The sequence below is a fragment of the Aminobacter sp. Y103A genome, from assembly GCF_030294925.1.
Lineage (GTDB): Bacteria > Pseudomonadota > Alphaproteobacteria > Rhizobiales > Rhizobiaceae > Aminobacter > Aminobacter ciceronei.
On the sequence record NZ_AP017986.1, the window covers coordinates 2,695,947 to 2,717,508 of the forward strand.

Annotated in this window: 22 protein-coding genes; 14 read left to right on the forward strand and 8 right to left on the reverse strand. The window is 63.5% G+C overall.

Annotated elements, in window-relative coordinates; genetic code table 11:
* Positions 1 to 5 precede the first annotated feature (5 nt).
* The 5 genes from topA to Amn_RS13205 form a co-directional block, all read right to left on the reverse strand.
* Entirely contained in the window at positions 6 to 2,618 is a 2,613-nt protein-coding gene (topA, locus tag Amn_RS13185; RefSeq protein ID WP_286297642.1) for a type I DNA topoisomerase, read from the reverse strand.
* Between the two features lie 441 nt (positions 2,619 to 3,059).
* Positions 3,060 to 4,193 carry a DNA-processing protein DprA gene (gene dprA, locus Amn_RS13190; protein ID WP_286297645.1) on the reverse strand — a complete coding sequence of 378 codons (1,134 nt, stop codon included), beginning with the start codon at positions 4,191 to 4,193 and terminating at the stop codon, positions 3,060 to 3,062.
* Entirely contained in the window at positions 4,190 to 4,801 is a 612-nt protein-coding gene (gene plsY / locus Amn_RS13195; RefSeq protein WP_263007290.1) for a glycerol-3-phosphate 1-O-acyltransferase PlsY, read from the reverse strand. The genes dprA and plsY overlap by 4 nt, the downstream gene beginning before the upstream one ends.
* Positions 4,802 to 4,829: 28 nt before the next feature.
* Complete coding sequence (locus Amn_RS13200) at positions 4,830 to 6,116, reverse strand: dihydroorotase (protein ID WP_286297649.1); 1,287 nt, start codon at positions 6,114 to 6,116, stop codon at positions 4,830 to 4,832.
* A complete protein-coding gene (locus tag Amn_RS13205; protein ID WP_192316774.1) occupies positions 6,113 to 7,078 on the reverse strand; it encodes an aspartate carbamoyltransferase catalytic subunit in 966 nt (321 codons plus the stop codon). The genes Amn_RS13200 and Amn_RS13205 overlap by 4 nt, the downstream gene beginning before the upstream one ends.
* Positions 7,079 to 7,262: 184 nt before the next feature.
* Here Amn_RS13205 and Amn_RS13210 point away from each other — a divergent pair, with 184 nt between their 5' ends.
* Positions 7,263 to 8,891, forward strand: coding sequence for an acyl-CoA dehydrogenase family protein (locus Amn_RS13210; RefSeq protein ID WP_182573865.1), 1,629 nt, complete (start codon positions 7,263 to 7,265; stop codon positions 8,889 to 8,891).
* Between the two features lie 193 nt (positions 8,892 to 9,084).
* Positions 9,085 to 9,420 carry a DUF6105 family protein gene (locus Amn_RS13215; protein WP_067962479.1) on the forward strand — a complete coding sequence of 112 codons (336 nt, stop codon included), beginning with the start codon at positions 9,085 to 9,087 and terminating at the stop codon, positions 9,418 to 9,420.
* Here the strand turns inward: Amn_RS13215 and ruvX are convergent.
* Positions 9,359 to 9,844: a Holliday junction resolvase RuvX gene (ruvX, locus tag Amn_RS13220; protein WP_067962477.1), complete on the reverse strand. Its 486-nt coding sequence runs from the start codon at positions 9,842 to 9,844 to the stop codon at positions 9,359 to 9,361. The genes Amn_RS13215 and ruvX overlap by 62 nt on opposite strands.
* A gap of 146 nt (positions 9,845 to 9,990) precedes the next feature.
* On the opposite strand from ruvX, the gene Amn_RS13225 reads away from it, so the two are divergent.
* From Amn_RS13225 to Amn_RS13245, 5 genes are all read left to right on the forward strand, one after another.
* The gene (locus tag Amn_RS13225; protein WP_182573867.1) at positions 9,991 to 10,698 is read left to right on the forward strand and encodes a metal-dependent hydrolase; all 708 of its coding nucleotides are present in this window, start codon (positions 9,991 to 9,993) and stop codon (positions 10,696 to 10,698) included.
* Between the two features lie 32 nt (positions 10,699 to 10,730).
* On the forward strand, positions 10,731 to 11,147 hold the full coding sequence (locus Amn_RS13230) for a hypothetical protein (RefSeq protein WP_182573868.1): 417 nt from the start codon (positions 10,731 to 10,733) through the stop codon (positions 11,145 to 11,147).
* Between the two features lie 83 nt (positions 11,148 to 11,230).
* Positions 11,231 to 11,518: an Asp-tRNA(Asn)/Glu-tRNA(Gln) amidotransferase subunit GatC gene (gene gatC / locus Amn_RS13235; protein ID WP_067962472.1), complete on the forward strand. Its 288-nt coding sequence runs from the start codon at positions 11,231 to 11,233 to the stop codon at positions 11,516 to 11,518.
* Positions 11,519 to 11,587: 69 nt separating this feature from the next.
* Entirely contained in the window at positions 11,588 to 13,153 is a 1,566-nt protein-coding gene (locus Amn_RS13240; RefSeq protein WP_182573869.1) for an amidase, read from the forward strand.
* Between the two features lie 132 nt (positions 13,154 to 13,285).
* Positions 13,286 to 14,083 carry a YdcF family protein gene (locus Amn_RS13245; protein ID WP_154386048.1) on the forward strand — a complete coding sequence of 266 codons (798 nt, stop codon included), beginning with the start codon at positions 13,286 to 13,288 and terminating at the stop codon, positions 14,081 to 14,083.
* Here Amn_RS13245 and Amn_RS13250 read toward each other — a convergent pair.
* On the reverse strand, positions 14,032 to 14,769 hold the full coding sequence (locus Amn_RS13250; protein ID WP_067966626.1) for a DUF599 domain-containing protein: 738 nt from the start codon (positions 14,767 to 14,769) through the stop codon (positions 14,032 to 14,034). The two genes, Amn_RS13245 and Amn_RS13250, sit on opposite strands and share 52 nt — an antisense overlap.
* A gap of 305 nt (positions 14,770 to 15,074) precedes the next feature.
* On the opposite strand from Amn_RS13250, the gene Amn_RS13255 reads away from it, so the two are divergent.
* The 5 genes from Amn_RS13255 (at position 15,075) to Amn_RS13275 (ending at position 18,814) form a co-directional block, all read left to right on the forward strand.
* The gene (locus Amn_RS13255) at positions 15,075 to 15,203 is read left to right on the forward strand and encodes a hypothetical protein (RefSeq protein WP_256438414.1); all 129 of its coding nucleotides are present in this window, start codon (positions 15,075 to 15,077) and stop codon (positions 15,201 to 15,203) included.
* A 189-nt stretch (positions 15,204 to 15,392) separates the two neighbouring features.
* On the forward strand, positions 15,393 to 16,796 hold the full coding sequence (locus tag Amn_RS13260) for an L-serine ammonia-lyase (RefSeq protein ID WP_154386047.1): 1,404 nt from the start codon (positions 15,393 to 15,395) through the stop codon (positions 16,794 to 16,796).
* A 90-nt stretch (positions 16,797 to 16,886) separates the two neighbouring features.
* Positions 16,887 to 17,324: a DUF1489 family protein gene (locus Amn_RS13265; protein WP_067962461.1), complete on the forward strand. Its 438-nt coding sequence runs from the start codon at positions 16,887 to 16,889 to the stop codon at positions 17,322 to 17,324.
* A 66-nt stretch (positions 17,325 to 17,390) separates the two neighbouring features.
* Positions 17,391 to 18,122: a VWA domain-containing protein gene (locus Amn_RS13270; protein WP_286297665.1), complete on the forward strand. Its 732-nt coding sequence runs from the start codon at positions 17,391 to 17,393 to the stop codon at positions 18,120 to 18,122.
* Positions 18,119 to 18,814 (forward strand): DnaJ domain-containing protein, encoded by a 696-nt coding sequence (locus Amn_RS13275; protein WP_067962454.1) that lies wholly within the window; start codon positions 18,119 to 18,121, stop codon positions 18,812 to 18,814. Before Amn_RS13270 ends, Amn_RS13275 begins: the two co-directional genes overlap by 4 nt.
* A gap of 41 nt (positions 18,815 to 18,855) precedes the next feature.
* Here Amn_RS13275 and Amn_RS13280 read toward each other — a convergent pair whose 3' ends face one another.
* A complete protein-coding gene (locus Amn_RS13280) occupies positions 18,856 to 20,295 on the reverse strand; it encodes a D-alanyl-D-alanine carboxypeptidase (protein ID WP_083948773.1) in 1,440 nt (479 codons plus the stop codon).
* A 329-nt stretch (positions 20,296 to 20,624) separates the two neighbouring features.
* On the opposite strand from Amn_RS13280, the gene Amn_RS13285 reads away from it, so the two are divergent.
* Entirely contained in the window at positions 20,625 to 20,954 is a 330-nt protein-coding gene (locus tag Amn_RS13285; RefSeq protein ID WP_067962446.1) for a phasin family protein, read from the forward strand.
* Between the two features lie 273 nt (positions 20,955 to 21,227).
* A complete protein-coding gene (clpS, locus tag Amn_RS13290) occupies positions 21,228 to 21,557 on the forward strand; it encodes an ATP-dependent Clp protease adapter ClpS (RefSeq protein ID WP_067966623.1) in 330 nt (109 codons plus the stop codon).
* Positions 21,558 to 21,562 lie beyond the last annotated feature (5 nt).

The window sequence follows — 21,562 nt, forward strand, 5'->3', positions numbered from 1 at the left end:
GTCGCCTAGTCCTTCTTCTTGGCCTTGTTGGCGGCCGCTTTTTTGGTTGTGCTGGCCGCCGGCTTCTTGGCGGCTCGGGCAGGCTTCTTGGCGCCGCCGCCTTTCGCCTCTTTTTCGGCGATCAGCGCGAGTGCCGTTTCCATCGTCACCGTGGCCGGATCGGTGTTCTTCGGCAAGGTAGCATTGACCTTGCCGAAATTGACATAGGCGCCGTACTTGCCGTCGCGCACGGTGACGTTGCCGCCTCCGGCGGGGTGTTCGCCGAGATCCTTCAACGCCGCCGGCGTACCGCCGCCGCGTCCGCCCTTGCCCTTGGCCTGCTTTTCGGCAAGCACCGTGACCGCGCGGTTGAGGCCGATCGAGAACACGTCCTCGATGCTTTCGAGATTGGCATAAGCACCGTCATGCAGCACGAACGGGCCGTAGCGGCCAAGCCCGGCCGAGATCATCTTGCCCGTCTCTGGGTGCTGGCCGACATCGCGTGGCAGTGCCAGCAAGGCGAGCGCCTTTTCGTGATCGATGGACGCAGCCGCCCAGCCCTTGGGCAGGCTGGAGCGCTTGGCGTCCTTGCCATCACCGCGCTGGATGTAGGGGCCGAAGCGGCCGCTGCGCAGCGTGATCTCTTCATTGGTGTAGGGATCGCTGCCCAGAACCTTGGTGCCGTCTTCGAGGCCGCCATTGTCGCCGTTGCCGCCGGGGCCGTCGAGCTGGCGGGTGAAGCCGCATTCGGGATAGTTGGAGCAGCCGACGAAGGCGCCGTACTTGCCGAGCTTGAGCGACAGGTTGCCGGTGCCGCATTTCGGGCAGATACGCGGGTTCGATCCGTCCTCGCGTTCCGGGAAGACCAATGGCGCGAGTTCCTCGTTCAGCGCGTCGAGCACGTTGGTGACGCGCAGTTCCTTGATCTCATCGACCGCACCCGAGAAGTCCTTCCAGAAATCGGCCAGCACGTCGCGCCAGGCGAGCTTGCCGTCCGAGACTTCATCGAGCTTTTCCTCGAGCGAGGCGGTGAAGTCGTACTCGACATAGTGCCGGAAGAAACTCTCCATGAAGGCCGTGACCAGCCGGCCCTTGGCCTGGGGCACGAGCTTGCGGTTCTCGATCTTCACATAGTCGCGGTCCTCAAGCGTCTTGAGCGTGGCGACATAGGTCGAGGGCCGGCCGATGCCGAGCTCTTCCATCTTCTTGATGAAGCTGGCTTCGGAGTAGCGGGGCGGCGGCTCAGTGGTGTGATGGCTGGCGTCGACGCTCTCGCGCTTCAGCGTTTCGTCGGCGCGGATCTCGGGCAGGCGACGGCTTTCCTCGTCTTCCGAATCCTCGTCCTTCTGCTCGGTATAAGCGGCGATGAAGCCGTCGAAACGGGTGACCGAACCGACGGCGCGCAGGCCGGCGATTCTTGACTCGTTGCGCGCCTCGATCTCGACCGTGGTGCGCTCGATCTCGGCCGGCTGCATCTGGCTGGCAATGGCGCGCTTCCAGATCATCTCATAGAGCCGGGCCTGGTCGGCATCGAGGAATTTGCGCATCTCTGCCGGCGTGCGATTGAAGTCGGTCGGCCGAATGGCTTCGTGCGCTTCCTGGGCGTTCTTGGCCTTGGTGGTGTACTGGCGCGCCTTTTCGGGCAGGTACTTTGTGCCGAATTCCTTGGCGATGGCATTGCGTGCGGCTTCGATCGCCTCCGGCGCCATCTGGACGCCGTCGGTACGCATATAGGTAATCAGGCCGGCGGTCTCGCCACCGATCTCCATGCCTTCATAGAGGCGCTGGGCGACCTGCATGGTGCGGCTTGCCGAGAAGCCGAGGCGCGACGACGCAGCCTGCTGCAAGGTCGAGGTGGTGAAGGGCGCGCTCGGGTTGCGCCGGGTCGGCTTGGCCTCGACCGACAGCGTCTTGAAGCTTGCGCCATCGAGCATCGCCTTGATGTCATCGGCCATGGCCTGCGACGAGATGTCGAGCTTCTGCAGCTTCTTGCCGTCGAAGGCGGTCAGCCTGGCTTCAAAGTTTTCGGCACGCGGCGTGCCGAGGATGGCGGCGATCTGCCAATATTCCTCACGCACGAAACGTTCGATCTCGGCTTCGCGGTCGCAGACGAAGCGCAAGGCCACCGACTGCACGCGGCCAGCCGAACGGGCGCCGGGCAGTTTGCGCCACAGCACAGGCGACAGGGTGAAGCCGACAAGATAGTCGAGCGCGCGGCGCGCCAGATAGGCATCGACCAGCGGCGGGTCGATCTCGCGCGGATTGGAGATGGCTTCGAGCACTGCCTGCTTGGTGATCGAGTTGAAGGCGACGCGCTTGATCGTCTTGTCCTTCAGCACGCGCTTCTGCTTCAGCACCTCGAGTACGTGCCAGGCGATGGCTTCACCTTCGCGATCCGGATCGGTTGCGAGGATCAGGCCATCGGCTTCCTTGACCGCCTTGGCGATATCGCTGAGCCGCTTGGCCGATGCGGTGTCGACCGACCAGGACATGGCAAAATCGTCTTCCGGCTTCACCGAGCCGTCCTTGGCCGGCAAATCGCGGACATGGCCGAACGAGGCGAGAACCTTGTAGTTCCGGCCCAGGTACTTGTTGATGCTTTTCACCTTGTTCGGTGACTCGACGACAACGACGTCCATATGTGGCTGATTTTCCAGTGAAGCGCCCAAACAACGGCAAACGGCGCGTGGCGAAGATTTTCAATTCGCTCGTCACATGGCCGCGCTTTTCGGTCCGGTCAAGGGGAAGGGGGCAAAAACGACGGTGAAGAACCGGATTGCAATCCTGGGTATATTAATTCGTCCTGTTGCAATCCCTGCTAGATTTGCTGAATGTCCACCATCGCCGGTTGAGCCGGCTATTGGCGTTGAAATCGGCCTTGGTCACGCGACTCACGCGGGGCGACAGAGGGCCCCTTCCGGACAAGCAGGCACCTGCGCAAAGGCGGGCCAAAACTCTTGATTCCATACTGTCGATGCCTGGCCAGCTCGGCATCCTGGTCGACGCCTCGCGGCACACCCGCTTGTCTGATCGACATGGCCTATGTCGAAGCCGCCGGTGTCGCCCCCGGCGAGCGCCCGTCACATGTCGGGCTCAACGAGCGAAACACGCCCGCCTGAATGGCGCTCGAGCCGACCGGCGAGGTCGAGCTCCAGAAGGATCATGAAGATCTGCGCCGGATGAAGCCCGGTGTGGCGGATCAATTCATCGACCTCGACGGGAACCGGGCCGAGCGCCTCGATCACCCGGGCGCGGTCGCCGTCGACGGGTGGCGGCGTCGCGGTGAAATCAGGCGGTTCCTCGAGTCTGGCCGGTGCAAAAGGCTTGCGTCCAACCAGCGGCGCCAGAGCTTCCAGCACGTCGGCAGCCTCTGTCACCAGTGTCGCGCCATCCTTGAGCAGGCCGTTGCTCCCGGCGGCGCGCGGGTCGAGCGGCGAGCCGGGCACGGCGAAGACCAGGCGTCCCATCTCGCCGGCAAGCCGCGCGCTGATCAGCGAACCCGAACGTTGAGCCGCCTCGACGACGACAAGTCCGAGCGAAAGGCCGGCGACGATGCGATTGCGACGCGGAAAGTCCTGGGCGCGTGGCTCCCAGCCGAACGGCATTTCGGAGACGATGGCACCGCGTTCGGCGATCTCGTCGCAGAGGCCGACATTCTCGGGCGGGTAGGGGCGATCGATGCCGCCGGCCAGGACACCGACCGTACCTGTGTCGAGGCTGCCCTGATGGGCTGCGGTGTCGATGCCGCGGGCCAGTCCCGAGATCACGCCATAGCCGTTGCGACCAAGCTCCGAGGCAAGCATGCGCGCCATCTTGATGCCGGCGAGCGAAGCGTTGCGCGCGCCGACGATGGCCACCGGCGGCAAGCCGAAGACGGCAGCGGTGCCCTTGACGGCGAGCAGCGGCGGTGGGTTGTCCATGCGCGTGAGCGTCTGCGGGTAGTCGTGCTCGCCAAGCGCAACGAAGCGCGCGCCGCATCTGCGCGCCAGCTGCATCTCCGTCTCTGCCTCGGCCATCGAGGGAACCCGAACCGGGCGGTTTGCGCCCCCGGCCATCATGATTTCGGGCAGCATCTCAATTGCCGTTTCGGCGGATCCGAAGCGGTTGATCAGGTCGCGAAAACTTGCGGGGCCGACATTTGGCGTACGGATCAGGCGCAGCCAATGAAGCCGCTGCCGGTCGCTGAGATGCGGCCCGGCGGCGGCGCGGGTCATCCCTTGGACCCGATCCGCGATTCAGTGCCGGCAAGCAGACGCGAGATGTTGGCGCGGTGGCGGATGAAGACGATCAGGCTCATCAGGGCCAGCAGGCCGGCGGCCTTGGGCATGTCGATCATATAAAGAGCAATCGGCACGACGATGGCGGCGGTCAGCGCGGCAAGCGACGAGTAGCGGCTGACGAAGGCGACGAGCAGCCAGGTAACGGCGAAGGCAAGCGCGCCGAGCCCCGACAGGCCGAACAGCACGCCGAGATAGGTGGCGACGCCCTTGCCGCCCTTGAAGCCGAGCCAGATCGGATAGAGATGGCCGATAAAGGCGCCGAGGCCGGCCGCAAGGGCCGCGTCGTGGCTCCAACGAGAAGCGACAAGCACAGCCACCGTGCCCTTGAGCGCGTCGAGCAGCAGCGTCGCTGCCGCCAGCTTCTTGTTGCCGGTGCGCAGCACATTGGTCGCGCCGATATTGCCGGAGCCGATCTTGCGCACGTCGCCGAGGCCGGCAGCGCGGGTCAGCAGCAGGCCGAACGGAATCGAGCCGAGGGCATAGCCGAATACGGCGGCCGCGATGAGCACGTGCATGGCCGTCGGAAAAATGTCATCCGGCATCAAGGTCTGTGGTCTCCCCCGTGGCCTATCAGGCCGAAAACACTGTGCGTCCGCCGACCAAGGTTTTCAAGACCTTGCCTTGCAGCCTGGCGCCTTCGAAGCAGGTGTTCTTGGAGCGCGAGCGGATGTCGGCCTCGCGCACCAGCCACGGCTCGCCAAGATCGACAAGCGCCAGATCTGCCAAGGCGCCGGGCTTCAGCGTACCGCCGGGCAGGCCGAACAGCTTTGCAGGCGCAGTCGAAAGTGCATCGATGATGCGCAGCAGCGGCACTTCGCCATTGTGGTGCAGGCGCAAGGCCACGGCCAGCAACGTCTCCAGGCCGATCGCGCCGACGGCTGCGTCTGCGAAGGGCAGGCGCTTGGTATCGACGTCCTGAGGGTCGTGCGAAGAAACGATCAGGTCGATGGTGCCGTCCTTCAACGCCTCGATCATGGCGATGCGGTCTTCCTCGGCGCGCAAGGGCGGTGCCAGCCGGAAGAAAGTGCGGTATTCGCCGACGTCGTTCTCGTTGAGCGACAGGCTGTTGATCGAGACGCCCGCTGTGACCTTGGTGCCATCGGCCTTGGCGCGCGACACGGCACTTGCCGCCATCGCGGTCGAGATCTTTGCCGCGTGATATTTTCCGCGGGTCAGCCGGGCGAGCGCCATGTCGCGCTCGAGCGGGATGGTCTCGGCCTCGCGCGGAATGCCTGAAAGACCGAGCCAGCTGGCATAAAGGCCTTCGTTCATAACGCCTGACGAGGCGAGGTCAGCGTCCTGCGTTTCATGCGCGATCACCGCGTCGAAGTCGCGGGCATAGGTCAGCGCCCGGCGCATCACCATCGAACTGGCGATGGTGTGGCGTCCGTCAGTGAAGGCGACGGCACCGGCCTCCCGCAGCAGGCCGAACTCGGTCATCTCATGGCCGTCGAGTCCCTTGGTGATGGCCGCCGCCGGGAAGATGTTGACGGATGCGGTTTCCTTGGCGGTGCGCAGAACGAACTCGACCAGCGCGACATTGTCGATGACCGGGTCGGTGTCGGGCATCATGACGACTGACGTGACGCCGCCGGCTGCAGCGGCGATGCTTGCCGAGGCAATCGTCTCGCGATGTTCGCCGCCGGGTTCACCGATGAAGACGCGACCGTCGATCAGGCCGGGTATGATCGCCTTGCCGGTGCAGTCGATGACCTCGGCGCCGCCTGGTATGCCCTGGTTGAGCGCGTCTGCGCCTGCGGCGACGATCTTCTTGCCGTCGACGATGACGGTGCCGGTCTCATCGATGCCGCGCGAGGGGTCAATGAGGCGGGCGCGCTGGAAAACCGTGATGCTCATACGTTCTTTCCGTCGCGATTGCGGCGCGGGTCGAGCAGCGCTTCCATCACCGCCATGCGCACGGCGACGCCCATTTCCACCTGTTCCTGGATCACGCTCTGCGGGCCGTCGGCGATCTCCGAGGCGATTTCCACGCCTCGGTTCATCGGGCCGGGGTGCATTACCAGCGCGTCGGGCTTGGCCGCCTTCAGTTTCTCTGCGTCCAGTCCGTAGTATCGGAAGTACTCGCGTACCGACGGTACGAAGGCGCCGGCCATGCGCTCGCGCTGCAGGCGCAGCATCATCACCACGTCGGCGTCCTTCAGCCCCTCGGCCATCGATTGCGTCACCTCGACGCCCATCTGGGCAATGCCCGACGGCAGCAACGTCGAAGGAGCCACGACCTTGATGCGGGCGCCGAGCGCGTTGAGCAGCAGGATGTTGGAGCGGGCGACGCGCGAATGCAGGATGTCGCCGCAGATCGCCACCGTAAGATGAGCAATGCGGCCCTTGGCGCGGCGGATGGTCAGTGCGTCGAGCAACGCCTGCGTCGGGTGCTCATGCGCGCCGTCGCCGGCATTGACCACCGAGCAGCCAACCTTTTGCGCCAACAGTGCGGCGGCACCCGCCGACTGGTGGCGAATGATCAGGATGTCGGGCCGCATCGCGTTCAGCGTCATCGCCGTGTCGATCAGCGTTTCGCCCTTCTTCACCGAAGAGCTCGCCACCGACATGTTCATGACGTCGGCGCCGAGGCGTTTTCCGGCGAGCTCGAACGACGATTGCGTGCGCGTCGAGGCTTCATAGAACAGATTGATCTGGGTTCTGCCCCGCAACGTCGAAGTCTTCTTCTCCGACTGACGCGAAATGGAGACGGCCGCGTCGGCGCGGTCGAGCAATATTTCGATGTCGAATGGAGAAAGGTCGCGGATGCCAAGAAGATGGCGGTGCGGGTAGGGCGGCAGGGACGATAGGTCTGTCATCTCAAGGCGCTGCTATAGGCTGTGCTTAGGTGACCCGCAAGCCGGCATTTCATCGATGAAAGTTCTCCCACGGGATTTTCGTCGCTTCCAAGCTGGGCCATAAGCTATCGATAAGCATTTCGGCTATAAAGCCGGCCATGGCTGCGGATTCGTGCCCGTCGCCCACACCGATGAAGGACAAGGCGTGACGCAGGACGTGCCGAACCAGCCCCCTCCGCTGACGGGCAGCAATGCCTGGCGCGGTGACCCGCTGCTGATCCAGATCGCGGAAGGCTTCTCCGATCCCGTGCGCCGTGACCTCGACGGGCTAGGCCGCTTCGTGCTGACTCATGAAGCGCAGGACCTGGCGCGGCTCGCCAACAGCGAAGTGCCGAAGCTCAGGACCCATGACCGCCAGGGCCGCCGTATCGATCAGGTCGAGTTCCATCCCGCCTATCACGCGCTGATGCGCCGCTCGATCGCGGGCGGCCTGCATTCCTCCGTCTGGGAGAATGGCGGCACCGAGACCGGCCGCCGCCACCAGGTGCGCGCGGCGCGCTTTTATCTGACAGCACAACTCGAATGCGGGCATCTGTGCCCGATCACCATGACCAATGCCTCGCTTGCTGCCTTGATGGCGAGCCCGAAGCTGTTTCGCGAATGGGCACCGCGTGTCACCACGCGCAAATATGACCAGGCGCAGAAGCCGCCGGTCGAAAAGACCGGGCTGACGCTCGGCATGGGCATGACCGAGAAGCAGGGCGGCACCGACGTGCGCGCCAACACCACCAAGGCCGAGCGTGCCGGCGGCAGTTTCTACCGGCTCACCGGTCACAAATGGTTCATGTCGGCGCCGATGTCGGATGCCTTCCTGATGTTGGCGCAGGCGCCCGAGGGGCTGTCATGCTTCCTCGTTCCGCGCATATTGAGCGACGGCTCGGCCAACGGGCTGCAGTTCCAGCGCCTGAAGGACAAGCTCGGCAACCGCTCGAATGCCTCGTCGGAAGTCGAAATCCAGGGCGCCATCGGTGACCTCGTCGGCGAACCGGGCGGCGGCATCAAGACGATCATGGACATGGTGACGCTGACGCGACTCGACTGCGCCGTCGCCTCCTCGGCGATCATGCGGGCAGGGCTTGCGGAAGCCGTCCATCATACCCGTCACCGCCAGGTGTTCGGTGCCAACCTCGTCGATCAGCCCCTGATGCAGCGCGTGCTGGCCGACATGGCGCTTGATGTCGCCGGCGCGACCGCGCTCGCCTTCCGCCTGGCACGTTCCTTTGACGAAGCGGCATCGGATCGCGGCGAGGCGGCCTTTGCCCGCGCCATGACGCCCGTCGTCAAATACTGGGTCTGCAAGATCGCGCCGGCGCTGCTCTACGAGGCGATGGAGTGCCTCGGCGGCAACGGCTATGTCGAGGAAGCGCCGCTGGCCCGCTATTATCGTGAGGCGCCGGTCAACGCGATCTGGGAGGGCTCGGGCAATGTCATGGCGCTCGACGTGCTGCGCGTTCTGCAACGGGCGCCCGGCCTGTTCGAGGACGTGCTGGCAACGCTTGAGCGTGACCTCGGCCCTGGCGGACGCAGCGTGCTCGGCGTGCTGCGTGCCGCCATGCAGGTCGCATCGTCGGACGAGGGCTCGGCGCGCATCCTGACCGAGCAGCTGGCGATCTCGGCGGCCGCTGCCGAACTGCGCCGCATGGGGGCAGGGCGGATTGCCGACGCCTTCATCGAGACCCGTCTCGCCGGCCAGTGGCGCGGCACCTACGGCATGCTCGACGCGCGCCACGATTCGCGCCTGATCATCGATACGCTCTATCCACAGGTGGGCTGACACGTTCCGGGTCACAGGCCGTCCCATTTTCGGACGGCTGCGGCCAAATTAACCTTAACAAATGGTTTACGTTGCGCGTCGCAGGCGCAGGGCCCACTGTCTTTTGCAAAGAAGCAGGAATCCCGATGCCGGTCCTTTCGAACCAGTTCCAGGGCGATGAAGCCGCCAGACCGCCGGCCAGAGGTAGCGTCTGATGCGCTATATTTTCGCCGTTTGGGCTGCGCCGCTGGTCCTGTTCTGGGGATGGTACTTCCTGTCGATCAACGACCTCCATTTCGGTTACCCGATCCTGAGCCGCGCCCTGAACCTGGCGATCTTCGACCTCTATGGCGAATTGCTCGGCGTCGAAGCGGCCAAGATCCCGTGGATGATCGGCAAGGCCTGCATCATCGACACATTCATCCTTTTGGGAATCTGGGCGTTCCGCCGTCGCAAGCTGATTGCCGAGAAGGTGAGGGGCTGGCGCTCTAATCCCCGGCCGGAGATGCGTCGAGTGTCTGAAGCCGGTCGAGTACACCCTGCAGAATAAAGGCGGCGGCGGCCGAATCGATGCGGCCGTCACGCTTCTTGCGCGAGACGTCCATCTCGATCAGCGCGCGTTCGGCGGCGACCGTCGACAGCCGCTCATCCCAGAACAGGAACGGCAGGTCGGTCAGGTTAGCTGCGTTGCGCACGAAGGCGCGCGACTTCTGGGCGCGTGGCCCCTCGGAGCCATCCATGTTGATCGGCAGGCCGATGACGATCGCACCGGTGTTCTCCTTGGCCAGCATGGCAAGCAAGGCGGCCACGTCTAGCGTGAATTTCTTGCGGATGATGACTTGGCGCGGATGCGAGAAGGAGAGCCCGCGATCGGAGACAGCAACGCCGATCGTCTTGTCGCCGAGGTCGAGCCCGGCTAGCGTCTTTCCGCCGGCCAGCAGCCCGGGCAGTTGTTCAATCGTAACGATGGCCAAGCGGCTTTCCTCTTTGAATTGCCGGATGCGTGCGCCCGGACGGGCAGCGCAGGTCCTAACACCTTGAATTTACGTATCGGCCTCTTTGAAAGGGGCGTCGTGCGTTCTATCCTTTGGCCGGCGAAATGACGAGGAGTGCCGAAACGATGAAGCTGACCTGGTATGGACATTCGGCATTCCGGATTGAAGTCGCTGGCGCTACCATTCTGATCGACCCGTTCCTGACCGGCAATCCGTCATGGGGACAGTCCTGGGAGCAGGCCGCCGAGGGCGTCACCCATGTGCTTTTGACGCACGGCCATGACGACCATATCGGCGATGCCGCAGCGATCCTGAAGAAGACCGGCGCCATGCTCGTCGCCAATTTCGAGATCTGCATGTATCTCGTCGGCCAGGGTGTCGGCGACAAGCAGATCAATCCCGGCAACATCGGCGGCACCGTCGATTGCGGCAGCTTCACCACCACCTTCGTTGCGGCGCTGCATTCGTCGTCGGTCAGCGGGCCGAATGGCGGCAACGTCTATCTCGGCAATCCCGGCGGCCTGGTGCTGCATTTCGCCGAGGAGCGCACGCTTTATCACATGGGCGATACCGACATCTTCTCCGACATGGCGCTGATCAACGAACTGCACGAACCGGTCATCGGCCTCGTGCCGATCGGCGACCGCTTCACCATGGGCGGTGCTGTGGCGGCCCTTGCCTGCCGGCGATTCTTCAAGTTCGAAACGGTGGTGCCATGCCACTTCGCCAGCTTCCCGATCATCGACCAGACGGCGGAACAGTTCGTTGCCGGTCTCGAAGGCTCAGGCATCGAGGTCGTGCTGCCCAGGGTTGGCGTGGCGACCGACATTTGAGCTGGCGGCTGTGCCGCGAAGTGGGGTTTGACATGAAGTTCTTGCGCATTCTTTCGGTGTCCTCGCTGGCAGTGTTCGGCACGTCGGCCCATGCCGCCGACTTCATCAAGGGTGTCTATCTCCAGTCCGAGGAGCTCTGCGCCCAGGCGAAGAAGGATTCGCTGCAGTCGGTCATCGACGCCGGCAGCCTGATCCTGTCGTCGAACGGTCTCGAAAGCGTCGAGTACAATTGCGAGTTCCTCAATGTCACGCGCGCGACGCGGGCGCCTGCATGGGTCGTGACCGCCGTGTGCCAGGAGCCCGGGCATCTGTTCCCAGACACGCTCTCCATCCTCGAACTCAGCCCGACGCAACTCGAGCTCGTTTCAGTGCGCCAGGTCGATCCCGAGGGCGGCCAGACCGACAATGGCGGCACCTACGTGCTGTGCGATGGCGTCGCCATGCCATGAGCATGATCATCGATGTTGCACCGCGCCCGCCGCGCCGTTATAGCCCGACCTGACCAAATTTACCGGCTTTCCGGAGTTTTTCGATGTCCGTTGATCTCAAGACCGTCAAGCGCGTCGCGCATCTCGCCCGTATCGCAGTGAGCGAGGACGATGCCCAGCGCATGACCGGCGAATTGAACGCTATCCTCGGCTTCGTCGAGCAACTCAACGAGGTCGACGTCACGGGCGTCGAGCCAATGACGTCGGTCACGCCGATGGAGATGAAGAAGCGCGTCGATGCCGTCACCGACGGCAACAAGGCGGCCGACATCGTCGCCAACGCGCCTGCCACCGACGAGAATTTCTTCCTTGTGCCGAAAGTGGTGGAATAGGCCCTGCCGGCCAGTCCGTCGTCTCATCAAAAGCAGCTTTCGGCTGCGTGACCCCGAAGTGAATTCGCCATGACCGACCTGACCAGACTGACGATTGCCGAAGCGCGCGAGAAGCTGCGCGGCAAGGAGATCACCGCCACGGAGCTGACCGACGCCTACGTCAAGGCGATCGATCAGGCCAACGCGACCTTCAACGCGTATGTCGCCACCACGCCTGAAAAGGCGCGCGAGATGGCCAAGGCGTCCGACGCCAGGCTCGCCAGGGGCGACGGCGGTGCGCTCGAGGGCATTCCGCTCGGCATCAAGGATCTGTTCGCCACCGAAGGCGTGCATACCCAGGCCTGCAGCCATGTGCTGGACGGTTTCGAGCCGCGCTACGAATCGACGGTGACGGCCAATCTGTGGGCCGACGGTGCTGTCATGCTCGGCAAGCTCAACATGGACGAGTTCGCCATGGGCTCGTCCAACGAGACCTCCTATTACGGTCCAGTGATCAACCCGTGGCGGCGGTCGCGCACCGAGACGGTGGTGATGCCGACAACCCATCAAGGCGATGGCGGCTTCGTTGCATCAGGTGGCGCAAGGACCGCGCGCAGCTATGACAACATGCAACTTGTGCCAGGCGGCTCCTCGGGTGGCTCTGCGGCAGCCGTTTCGGCCTTCCTCTGCGCCGGTGCGACGGCCACCGACACGGGCGGCTCGATCCGCCAGCCGGCGGCCTTTACCGGCACTGTCGGCATCAAGCCGACCTATGGCCGTGTTTCGCGCTGGGGCACCGTTGCTTTCGCCTCGTCGCTCGATCAGGCCGGTCCGATCGCCCGCGACGTGCGCGACGCTGCGATCCTGCTCAAGTCGATGGCCTCCGTCGATGCCAAGGACACCACTTCGGTCGACTTGCCGGTGCCGGACTACGAAGCGGCGATCGGCAAGTCGGTCAAGGGCATGAAGATCGGCATTCCCAAGGAATACCGCGTCGACGGCATGCCCGAGGACATCGAGGCACTTTGGCAGAAGGGCATTGCCTGGCTCAGGGATGCCGGCGCCGAGATCGTCGATATCTCGCTGCCGCATACCAAATACGCGCTGCCAGCCTATTACATCGTGGCGCCTGCCGAAGCGTCGTCGAACCTCGCTCGCTATGACGGCGTCCGCTACGGCCTGCGCGTGCCGGGCAAGGACATCATAGAGATGTACGAGAACACTCGCGCCGCCGGCTTCGGCCGCGAGGTCAAGCGCCGCATCATGATCGGCACCTATGTGCTGTCGGCCGGCTATTACGACGCCTACTACCTCCAGGCGCAGAAAGTGCGCACGCTGATCAAGCGCGACTTCGAACTGGCGTTTGCCGCCGGCGTCGATGTCATCCTGACGCCGGCAACGCCTTCGGCCGCGTTCGGCGTCGCCGACGAGGACATGGCCGCAGATCCGGTCAAGATGTATCTCAACGACATCTTCACGGTGACGGTGAACATGGCCGGCCTGCCTGGCATCGCCGTCCCCGCCGGCCTCGACGGCCACGGCCTGCCGCTCGGCCTACAACTGATCGGGCGCCCGTTTGACGAAGAGACGCTGTTCCAGACCGCTCATGTCATCGAGCAGGCCGCTGGCCGTTTCCAGCCGGACAAATGGTGGTAGGCGTATAGCGCCTATCAGCCGAAGCCGGGCACGTGTCAGCTGTCCAGTCGAGCAAGTCCGGGGTCGTACTTTGCGGGCTGACATAGTAGTGGATTGGAGGGGGCTCCATTCCACTACGGACGGCATATCGGTTTGTTCTTCTATCTCTCCAAGATCTTCTGGTTCTTCGCCCAGCCGCTCAATTTCGCAATCTTCCTGCTTGCGGCCGGGCTCGTTGCCAGCTTCTTCGGGCGCCGGCGCCTCTTCCGCATTGCGACTTTCGCCTCGCTGATGATTCTGGCCCTCGCGACCTGGACCTCGCTTGGCTCGCTGATGCTCAATCCGTTGGAAGAGCGGTTCCAGCGACCAGCCCAGCCGGCCAGGGTCGACGGCATCATCGTGCTCGGTGGCGGCTTCGAGGGCGCGATCAATCTGGTGCGGGGCGGCTATGAGCTCAACAGCGGTGGCGACCGCATGGTCGAGACGGCGATCCTTGCCAGGCGCTATCCCGATGCGAAGGTCGTCATTTCAGGCGGCACAGGAACGCTGGTACTCGAAGGCGAAGGCGATGCCGACACGGCGCCGCGCCTGCTCGAAGCGCTCGGGGTGGCGCGCGACAGGCTGATTCTCGAAAACCGTTCGCGGAACACTTACGAAAATGCGCTGTTCTCCAAGGAGATGGTGACGCCAAAGCCTGGCGAGACGTGGCTGCTGGTCACCTCGGCCTTCCACATGCCGCGTTCGATGGCGCTGTTTGCCAAGGCCGGTTTCGATGTCACCGCCTGGCCTGTCGACTACCGGACATCGGGCGAAGAGGGCGTCGGCCTGTTCACCGACAACCCCGCCGATTCGCTGCAGAACACGACGATGGCGATGCGCGAATGGATCGGCCTTCTCGCCTACTGGCTGTCGGGTCGAATCGACGATCCGTTTCCAGGCCCGAAATCCTGAACCAGCACCGCCTTGCGAGCCTCGGAAAAGAACTGGCGTCTGATCAGCACCGCGAGCAGCACCACTGTGGTGACGAAGAAGACGCGCGCGTCGACGAACCAGCCGAGATAGCCGATCGAGAAAAACACGCCGCGCAGGCCGGCGTTGAAATGCTTGCCGGCCAGCTGGTTCATCCGGGTCGCCCGCATGACTGCGACGTCGATCGCCGCGTTGGGCTCGCTGCCGGGGCTGAGCTGGGGAACGGCGCCGATCAGGATCGAGCAGTAGTTGAACAGCCGGTAGGCCCAGCCGAACTTGAAGAACGAATAGGCCAGGATGACGATCAGGCCGATGACCTTGATCTCGAACAGTGGCCGTGCGGTGGCGCCTGCAAGCGGCACGTCGCTCAAGATGGCCAGAACGCGATCGGAGGCGCCAAGCAGGGCAAAGCAGCCGCCGACGGCAATCAGCGAGCTGGAGGCGAAGAAGGCGGTGCCTTGCTGCAGCCCGTTCATGATCGAGGTGTCGACGATCCTGACCTCGCGCCGAGCCATCGTCGCCATCCAGGCGGCACGTTGGGCGTTCATCGCCCGCGTCAGCGACATGCGCGTGACAATATGGCCTTCGGCGCCAAGGGCATGAAATACCCAGCCGGCGAGGAAGAACGCCAGTGCCGCGATGTCGAGAGCGCCCAATGGGCCGGTCATGGAAACGGAATCGTTGATCATCCAGTGCAGGCTAGCATGTGCGCCGCACCTATTTCGAGATCATCTGCCTGCCACGGCAGTGTCACAGGTGTTTAGAAAGCGTGAATCGTGAATTCGGCATAAGTGCCTGATTTGATTAAAAATGGATTGATGGCCGCATGGCTGCCATGCAGATTTCGCCATGCTTTGGCCATTTTTTGCAATTGCGAAGGCGCGCGCAAAGGCGTATCCAGCAGGCAACTCGGCCGCGTGCTGAGGCGGACCCACCGCCCGCTGACCGAACCACAAGGATCTTGCTAAACATCATGGATGACGGCGTTCAGAAATCCTGCTGGGGCCTTACGGCCAAGGCAGTGATTGGCTTTGCAGGTTTTCTTCTTATTGCCTGGCTGGTGAGCGGTGCCGAAACGGCAGCTGTCGTGGCCGCCGGCTGATCGAAAATCGCCAGGATTGGATACAAAAAGCGCGGCTGGGCCGCGCTTTTTTGGCCTTGCGTTGTCAGGCGGTTTTTTCAAATGTCGCGCGCTGAGCAAACCACGTCGGATCGCGCCTAGCCACAGACGTGAAAAGGGCGGAATGATCGTATACGCGACATGAGCCGCCGACGTCGCAGGGAGTGAGATTTGTTTCTTTCGGTATTCGACCTGTTCAAGATCGGCATTGGTCCGTCGAGCTCGCACACGATGGGGCCGATGACGGCGGCCGCGCGTTTTCTTGACGAGATCCTCACCGGCGACTGGCCGCGCCCGGCCGGCGCCAAGGTCGACCGCGTCGGCGCCAGCCTGCACGGTTCGCTCGCCTATACCGGCGTCGGCCACGGAACCGACCGCGCCGTCATGCTCGGCCTCTACGGGCTGACCCCTGTCACCGTCGACCCGGACCAGACGGACGGCATCGTCGAGCAGATCTCGCGCGACAAGCGTGTGTCGCCGGAGGGCCATCCGTCCTATCGCTTCGATCCGGGCATCGATCTTGTGCTCGACAAGAAGACGCCACTGCTCGGCCACGCTAACGGCATGGCGTTTTACGCTTATGACGCGAGCGACCGCCTGCTGCTCAAGCGCATCTATTACTCCATCGGCGGCGGCTTCGTCGTTTCAGAGGAAGAGCTGCAGCGCATGAAGGCCAAGACCGCGGCTCCGGCGGCGGGCAAGCGTGTGCCCTATCCGTTTGCGAATGCCGTCGAAATGCTGGCTATGGCGTCGCGGAGCGGGCTCTCCATTGCCGAGATGAAGCGCGCCAATGAAGAAATCCACATGCAGCGCGCTGATCTCGATGCCGGTCTTGATGCCGTCTGGGACGCAATGAGCCGCTGTATCGACCGTGGCCTGTCGCAGGACGGTATCATGCCGGGCGGCCTCAAGGTTCGTCGTCGCGCCCGCCAGCTGCACGACAAGCTGCAGGAGCAGTGGAGCCAGAACCGGCCCAACCCGCTGCTTGCCAATGACTGGCTGTCGATCTACGCCATGGCCGTCAACGAAGAGAATGCCGCCGGCGGCCGTGTCGTCACGGCGCCCACCAACGGTGCTGCCGGCACGCTGCCGGCCGTCCTGCGCTACTGGCTGCATTTCCATGTCGAGGCGGACAAGGACAGCATCCGCGACTTCCTGCTGACTGCAGCCGCCGTGGGCGGCATCATCAAGACCAACGCCTCCATTTCCGGCGCCGAGGTCGGCTGCCAGGGCGAGGTCGGCTCGGCGTCGGCGATGGCGGCGGCCGGGCTGTGCGCCGTCATGGGCGGTACACCCGAGCAGGTCGAGAACGCCGCCGAGATCGCGCTCGAACACCATCTCGGCATGACCTGCGATCCCGTCGGCGGCCTTGTCCAGGTGCCGTGCATCGAGCGCAACGCGCTCGGCGCGGTCAAGGCGGTCACCGCGGCCTCGCTCGCCATCAAGGGCGACGGCAAGCATTTCGTGCCGCTCGACGCCGCCATCGAGACGATGCGCCAGACCGGCATGGACATGAGCGAGAAGTACAAGGAAACCAGCCTTGGCGGTCTCGCGGTCAACGTCGTCGAGTGCTGAGGGTGTCCGACGGGCTGGCCCAACGGGCCAGCCTGTGCAAAACCACTGGCGGCGTTGAATGCGTCTGACGGAGACGCTAGTTTTCAGCCTATGTCACTGAACATGCTAAAGCTCTGCGTCGGCTGCGACAGCGTCGAGGATCTCGAGGAATGGATCGCCTTCCGCTTGGACGAGCGCAGGCGCGATGGCGAGCCGGTGGAGCAGTTCCACACCACGCGCATGGTGCCGACCCGCGGTGCCGAACTGACGTCGGGTGGCTCGCTCTACTGGGTTATCAAGGGCAACGTTCAGTGCCGCCAGCGCTTGCTGGAAATCCGGCCCTTCACCGATGCAGAAGGCATTGGCCGTTGCCATCTCATTCTCGAGCCGACCGTTGTGCGCACCGACTGGCAGCCGCGCCGCGCCTTCCAGGGCTGGCGCTACCTCAAGCCGGTAGATGCGCCGGCCGATCTCGGCCAGGGCAATGCAGCGCTGGCCGAAATGCCGCCAAAGCTGCGGCTCGAACTTGCCGAACTCGGGCTACTCTAACTCGGGTGCCGAAGCCCGCAACGACGGGCTTGCAAGCTATCGCGCGCCGCCACATCTTCTTTGGTGATGAGCGACCAAAGCAAACCTCCGGCTGCGTCAGCCAATCACCCGCCGGTCGAGCGCCGTTCGGATTCCGCGGCGATCGACGCATTCGTGCGCCAGGCGCGCGCGCTGGCCACCGGCAAGGCCAATGGTCGACTGGTGCTGGCGCTCGACGCCACGATGAGCCGGCAGCCGACCTGGGATCTCGCCTGTGAATTGCAGGGCCAGATGTTCGACGCCGTCGGCAACACCGGCAGGTTGAACGTGCAGCTTGTCTATTTCCGCGGGCTTGGCGAATGCCGGGCGTCCAAATTTGTTGCCAAGACGGCGTCACTCAAGCAGCTGATGACGTCCATCCAGTGCCGCAGCGGTCAGACGCAGGTCGGCAAGGTGCTGGCGCATGCGCTCAAGGAGACGTCGTCCGCCAAGGTCGATGCGCTGGTCTACATCGGCGATGCGATGGAAGAGAACATCGACGAACTGGCCGAAAAGGCCGGCAAACTTGGCTTGTTAGGCGTTCCGGCCTTCGTCTTCCAGGAAGGCCATGACGCAGACGCCGAGCGCGCCTTCAAGGAGATCGCGCGGCTCAGCAAGGGCGCCTGGTTCCGCTTTGACCGCAAGGCCGCGGCGACCTTGTCGAAGCTTTTGTCCGCGGTCGCCGTCTTTGCCACGGGCGGCATCAAGGCGCTGGAGGCGAGGGGCCGTCCCGAGGACATTCTGATGATCGAGCATTTGAGGAGCGGCAAGGCGCCATGACAGTTCTCGCCGTCCTCGCCGCTGTCCTGGTATTTTCGACGCTGGCCGTCACCATCTTCTTGCGCGCAGATGCGACCCAGCTCGCCAGGGCGCTGAAGATGGCAGGGCCATTGGCGCTGGGGCTGGTTGGCGTGGTTCTGTTGCTGTTGGGTCGGGCAGCCGTCGGCGGCGGCCTGATCTCCGCGGCCCTGGCCTGGTATGCGGCCGGAAGGAGGGGGGCTTCTACCAGTCGAACGCCGGGGCGGCGTTCGACCGTAAGGACCGCGGCGCTCGAAATGGAGCTTGATCACGACACAGGTGGCCTGCAGGGGTTCGTCCTGGCCGGCCACCAGGAAGGCAAGTCACTCGCCTCACTCGGCCTTACTGAACTCAAGGCACTCTACAAGGAACTGTCCGGCGATCCGGAAAGCCTACAGCTACTTGAGACCTATCTTGACGGCCGCTTTCCCGTTTGGCGAGAAGACGCGCAACCTGACCGAGACGACGGGCAGCGTGTTGCGCCAAGTTCTGGCGCCATGACTAAGGAGGAGGCCTACAAGGTCCTTGGTCTTGAAGCGGGGGCCGCCGCGGCGGATGTCCGCAAGGCGCATCGACGACTGATTCAGCGCCTGCATCCCGATCTCGGAGGCTCGTCTTTCCTCGCGGCGAGGATCAACGAAGCCAAGGACGTCCTTCTCTCCGATCATCACTAGACTCTCCTTCGACACAGAACTTTCCAGGAGGTTGGGGGCGCCTACTGCGCGATGGCGTAGCAGGCGATCTTCTTCTTCTTCAGTGCGTTGCAGGCATTCCAGGCGGAGTCCTTGGATTCAAAGCCGGCAAAGCGGGCACGGAAGTAGGTCACGCCGCCCTTTTCGAAGGGCACGGTGAAGGGCGAAGCCTTGGCAAGTGCTGCTCCAGCCTGCTTTGCCGTCTTGTCGAGGATGGCACGCGCCTCGCCGTCGCTCGGCGACGACGCGACCTGGATCGCCCAGCCCGACGGGACTGACGCGGTTTTCATCTGGTCGAGGGCCTGGACGGCCGGAGCGCGCTCTTCTGCGTAGGCCTGCTCGACGCCCTCAGCGGGAGCGCGATCCTTGGCCTTGCGGATCTGGAACGGAATCTTGCCGCCGAAACGTTCGGTCGAAGCCATGGCGATCTTCGGCTCGGTGGTGCGTGCGATGACCGGCTTCGGAGCGGGCACGGCAGCAGCCACGACAACTTCGTCGCTCTCGGCGGCCTCATCGGCGGAAGCGTCGGCGACGACGATCTCCTCGGCTTCCGGGCGCATGTCGGGCGTCGGCGCATTGCGCTTGGGCAGCTGAGCCTTGGCGACCGCGACGGCCGGCATCGGCGTATCGGTCTTGGCGATCAGGTCGCCACCGCCGCGCTTCGAGGCCTGCGGCATGTAGGTCTTGATCAGTTCAGCCATCTTGTTGTCACGGCTGGCGCCGCTGGTGCCGCCGAGAACCACGGCGACGATGCGGCGGTTGCCGTCCTGCACCGACGAGACCAGGTTGAAGCCCGAGGCGCGGGTGTAGCCGGTCTTGATGCCGTCGACGCCCTTGATGCGGCCGAGCAGGCGATTGTGGTTGGCGATACGCTGGCGACCGAAGGCGAAGGAGCGCGTCGAGAAGTAGCTGTAATATTGCGGGAAATGCTCGCGCAACGCGATGCCGAGCTTGGCCATGTCGCGTGCGGTGGTGAACTGGGCGGTGTTGGGCAGGCCGTTGGCATTGCGGAACACGGTGCCCTTCATGCCTAGGCTGCGTGCCTTGGCGGTCATCATGCGGGCGAAGTTTTCTTCCGAGCCGCCGATCATTTCGCCGAGCGCGGTCGAGGCATCGTTCGCCGAGCGCGTGATGAGCGAGAGAATCGCTGCTTCGACGCTGATCGAACCGCCTGCCTTGACGCCGATCTTGGTCGGCGGCTCGGCGGCTGCGTTCTTGGAAAACACGACCTTGGTATCTTTCTGGATTCGACCCTTCGAAAGCGCCTCGAAGGTCAGATAGAGCGTCATCATCTTGGTCAGCGACGCCGGATAGCGCCGGGAATCGGCACTCGAGGAGTGAAGGGTTTCACCGGTGTTCGCATCGACGACGATCGCTGCGTAGCGACTGTCCCTGGTCGCCTTGGCTGCAGAAACAGGAGCCACCGACGCCATCCCTATGGCTGCGGCGAGGGTGAAAACCATGAACGATTTGATGGAGATGGCCGACTTGAGCACTTTACCCGGCAACGCTTGACGCACTGTTACACCCTTGAATTATTGTTGCATGTGGGGCGGCAAAGGTTCCTGCCCCGTATCGATGCACAGTAGGGTCACAGCGTTACCAATCCGTTTATGGTAACCGGCTCGTTCACACTTTTGCTTGGGCTTTAGTCTAACTTTACCGAACGGGATCGTCGCTTCGGGCGGTATGGAATGACGCGGGGTCAGTTGACATTTTGTGCGCTGCACAATATCTAGACTGCATCGCACAATCACATAGCGCAGCGCGCGGAACCCGAAAGGATGCAGCGATGACCCAGACCTATGAAGATTTCAGCAAATACGGCAAGGACTTCGTCGACACCGGCCTGAAGAGCTTCGCTTCGCTCTCCAAGGGCGCGCAGGCGATCGCCACCGAGACGACCGACTACACCAAGAAGAGCTTCGAGGCAGGTGCTGCCACCTTCGAGAAGCTGCTCGGCGTCAAGTCGCTCGAGAAGGCCGTCGAAATCCAGACCGACTATGCCAAGCAGGCTTATGAAGGTTTTGTCGCTGAGGCGACCAAGCTCGGCGAACTTTATGCCGAACTCGCCAAGGATGCCTACAAGCCGTTTGAGTCGCTCGTCGCCAAGGCGAAGTGATCGACTGATCCCCGATTTCAGGGGGCTGGATTGAAAGATCCGGCAGATAAGACCCGGTTGCGCCCGCGCAGCCGGGTTTTTTGTTTTTCTTTTGCACAAGTGCTTCACGTTTATGGCAATTCGGGCCATGCCGCCCCCGTCACCATATTGTCAGCACGTCAGAAGGGCTTAAAATCCCCCTAATGACACCTACATGACGAAGTGTCGGAATTGATGAAGGGCAGGACCAGATTGACGACCGGCTTGGAAGCCACGAACTTCGACGTGGCGCGGATGCAGAGCGGTGACGAGGGAGGCAACGGCCCAGGCCGCGGCACCGCAGTCATTACCCGTACGAAGACCAAGACCAAGCGGCCGAGCCTCTACCGGGTGCTCATCCTCAACGACGACTACACCCCGATGGAGTTCGTCGTGCATGTGCTCGAACGCTTCTTCCAGAAGGACAGGGAGGCCGCTACCCGCATCATGCTGCATGTCCACAACCATGGCGTCGGCGAATGCGGGATCTACACGTTCGAAGTGGCCGAGACAAAGGTGTCCCAGGTCATGGATTTCGCCAGACAAAATCAGCATCCGCTGCAATGCGTGATGGAGAAGAAGTGAGGTAT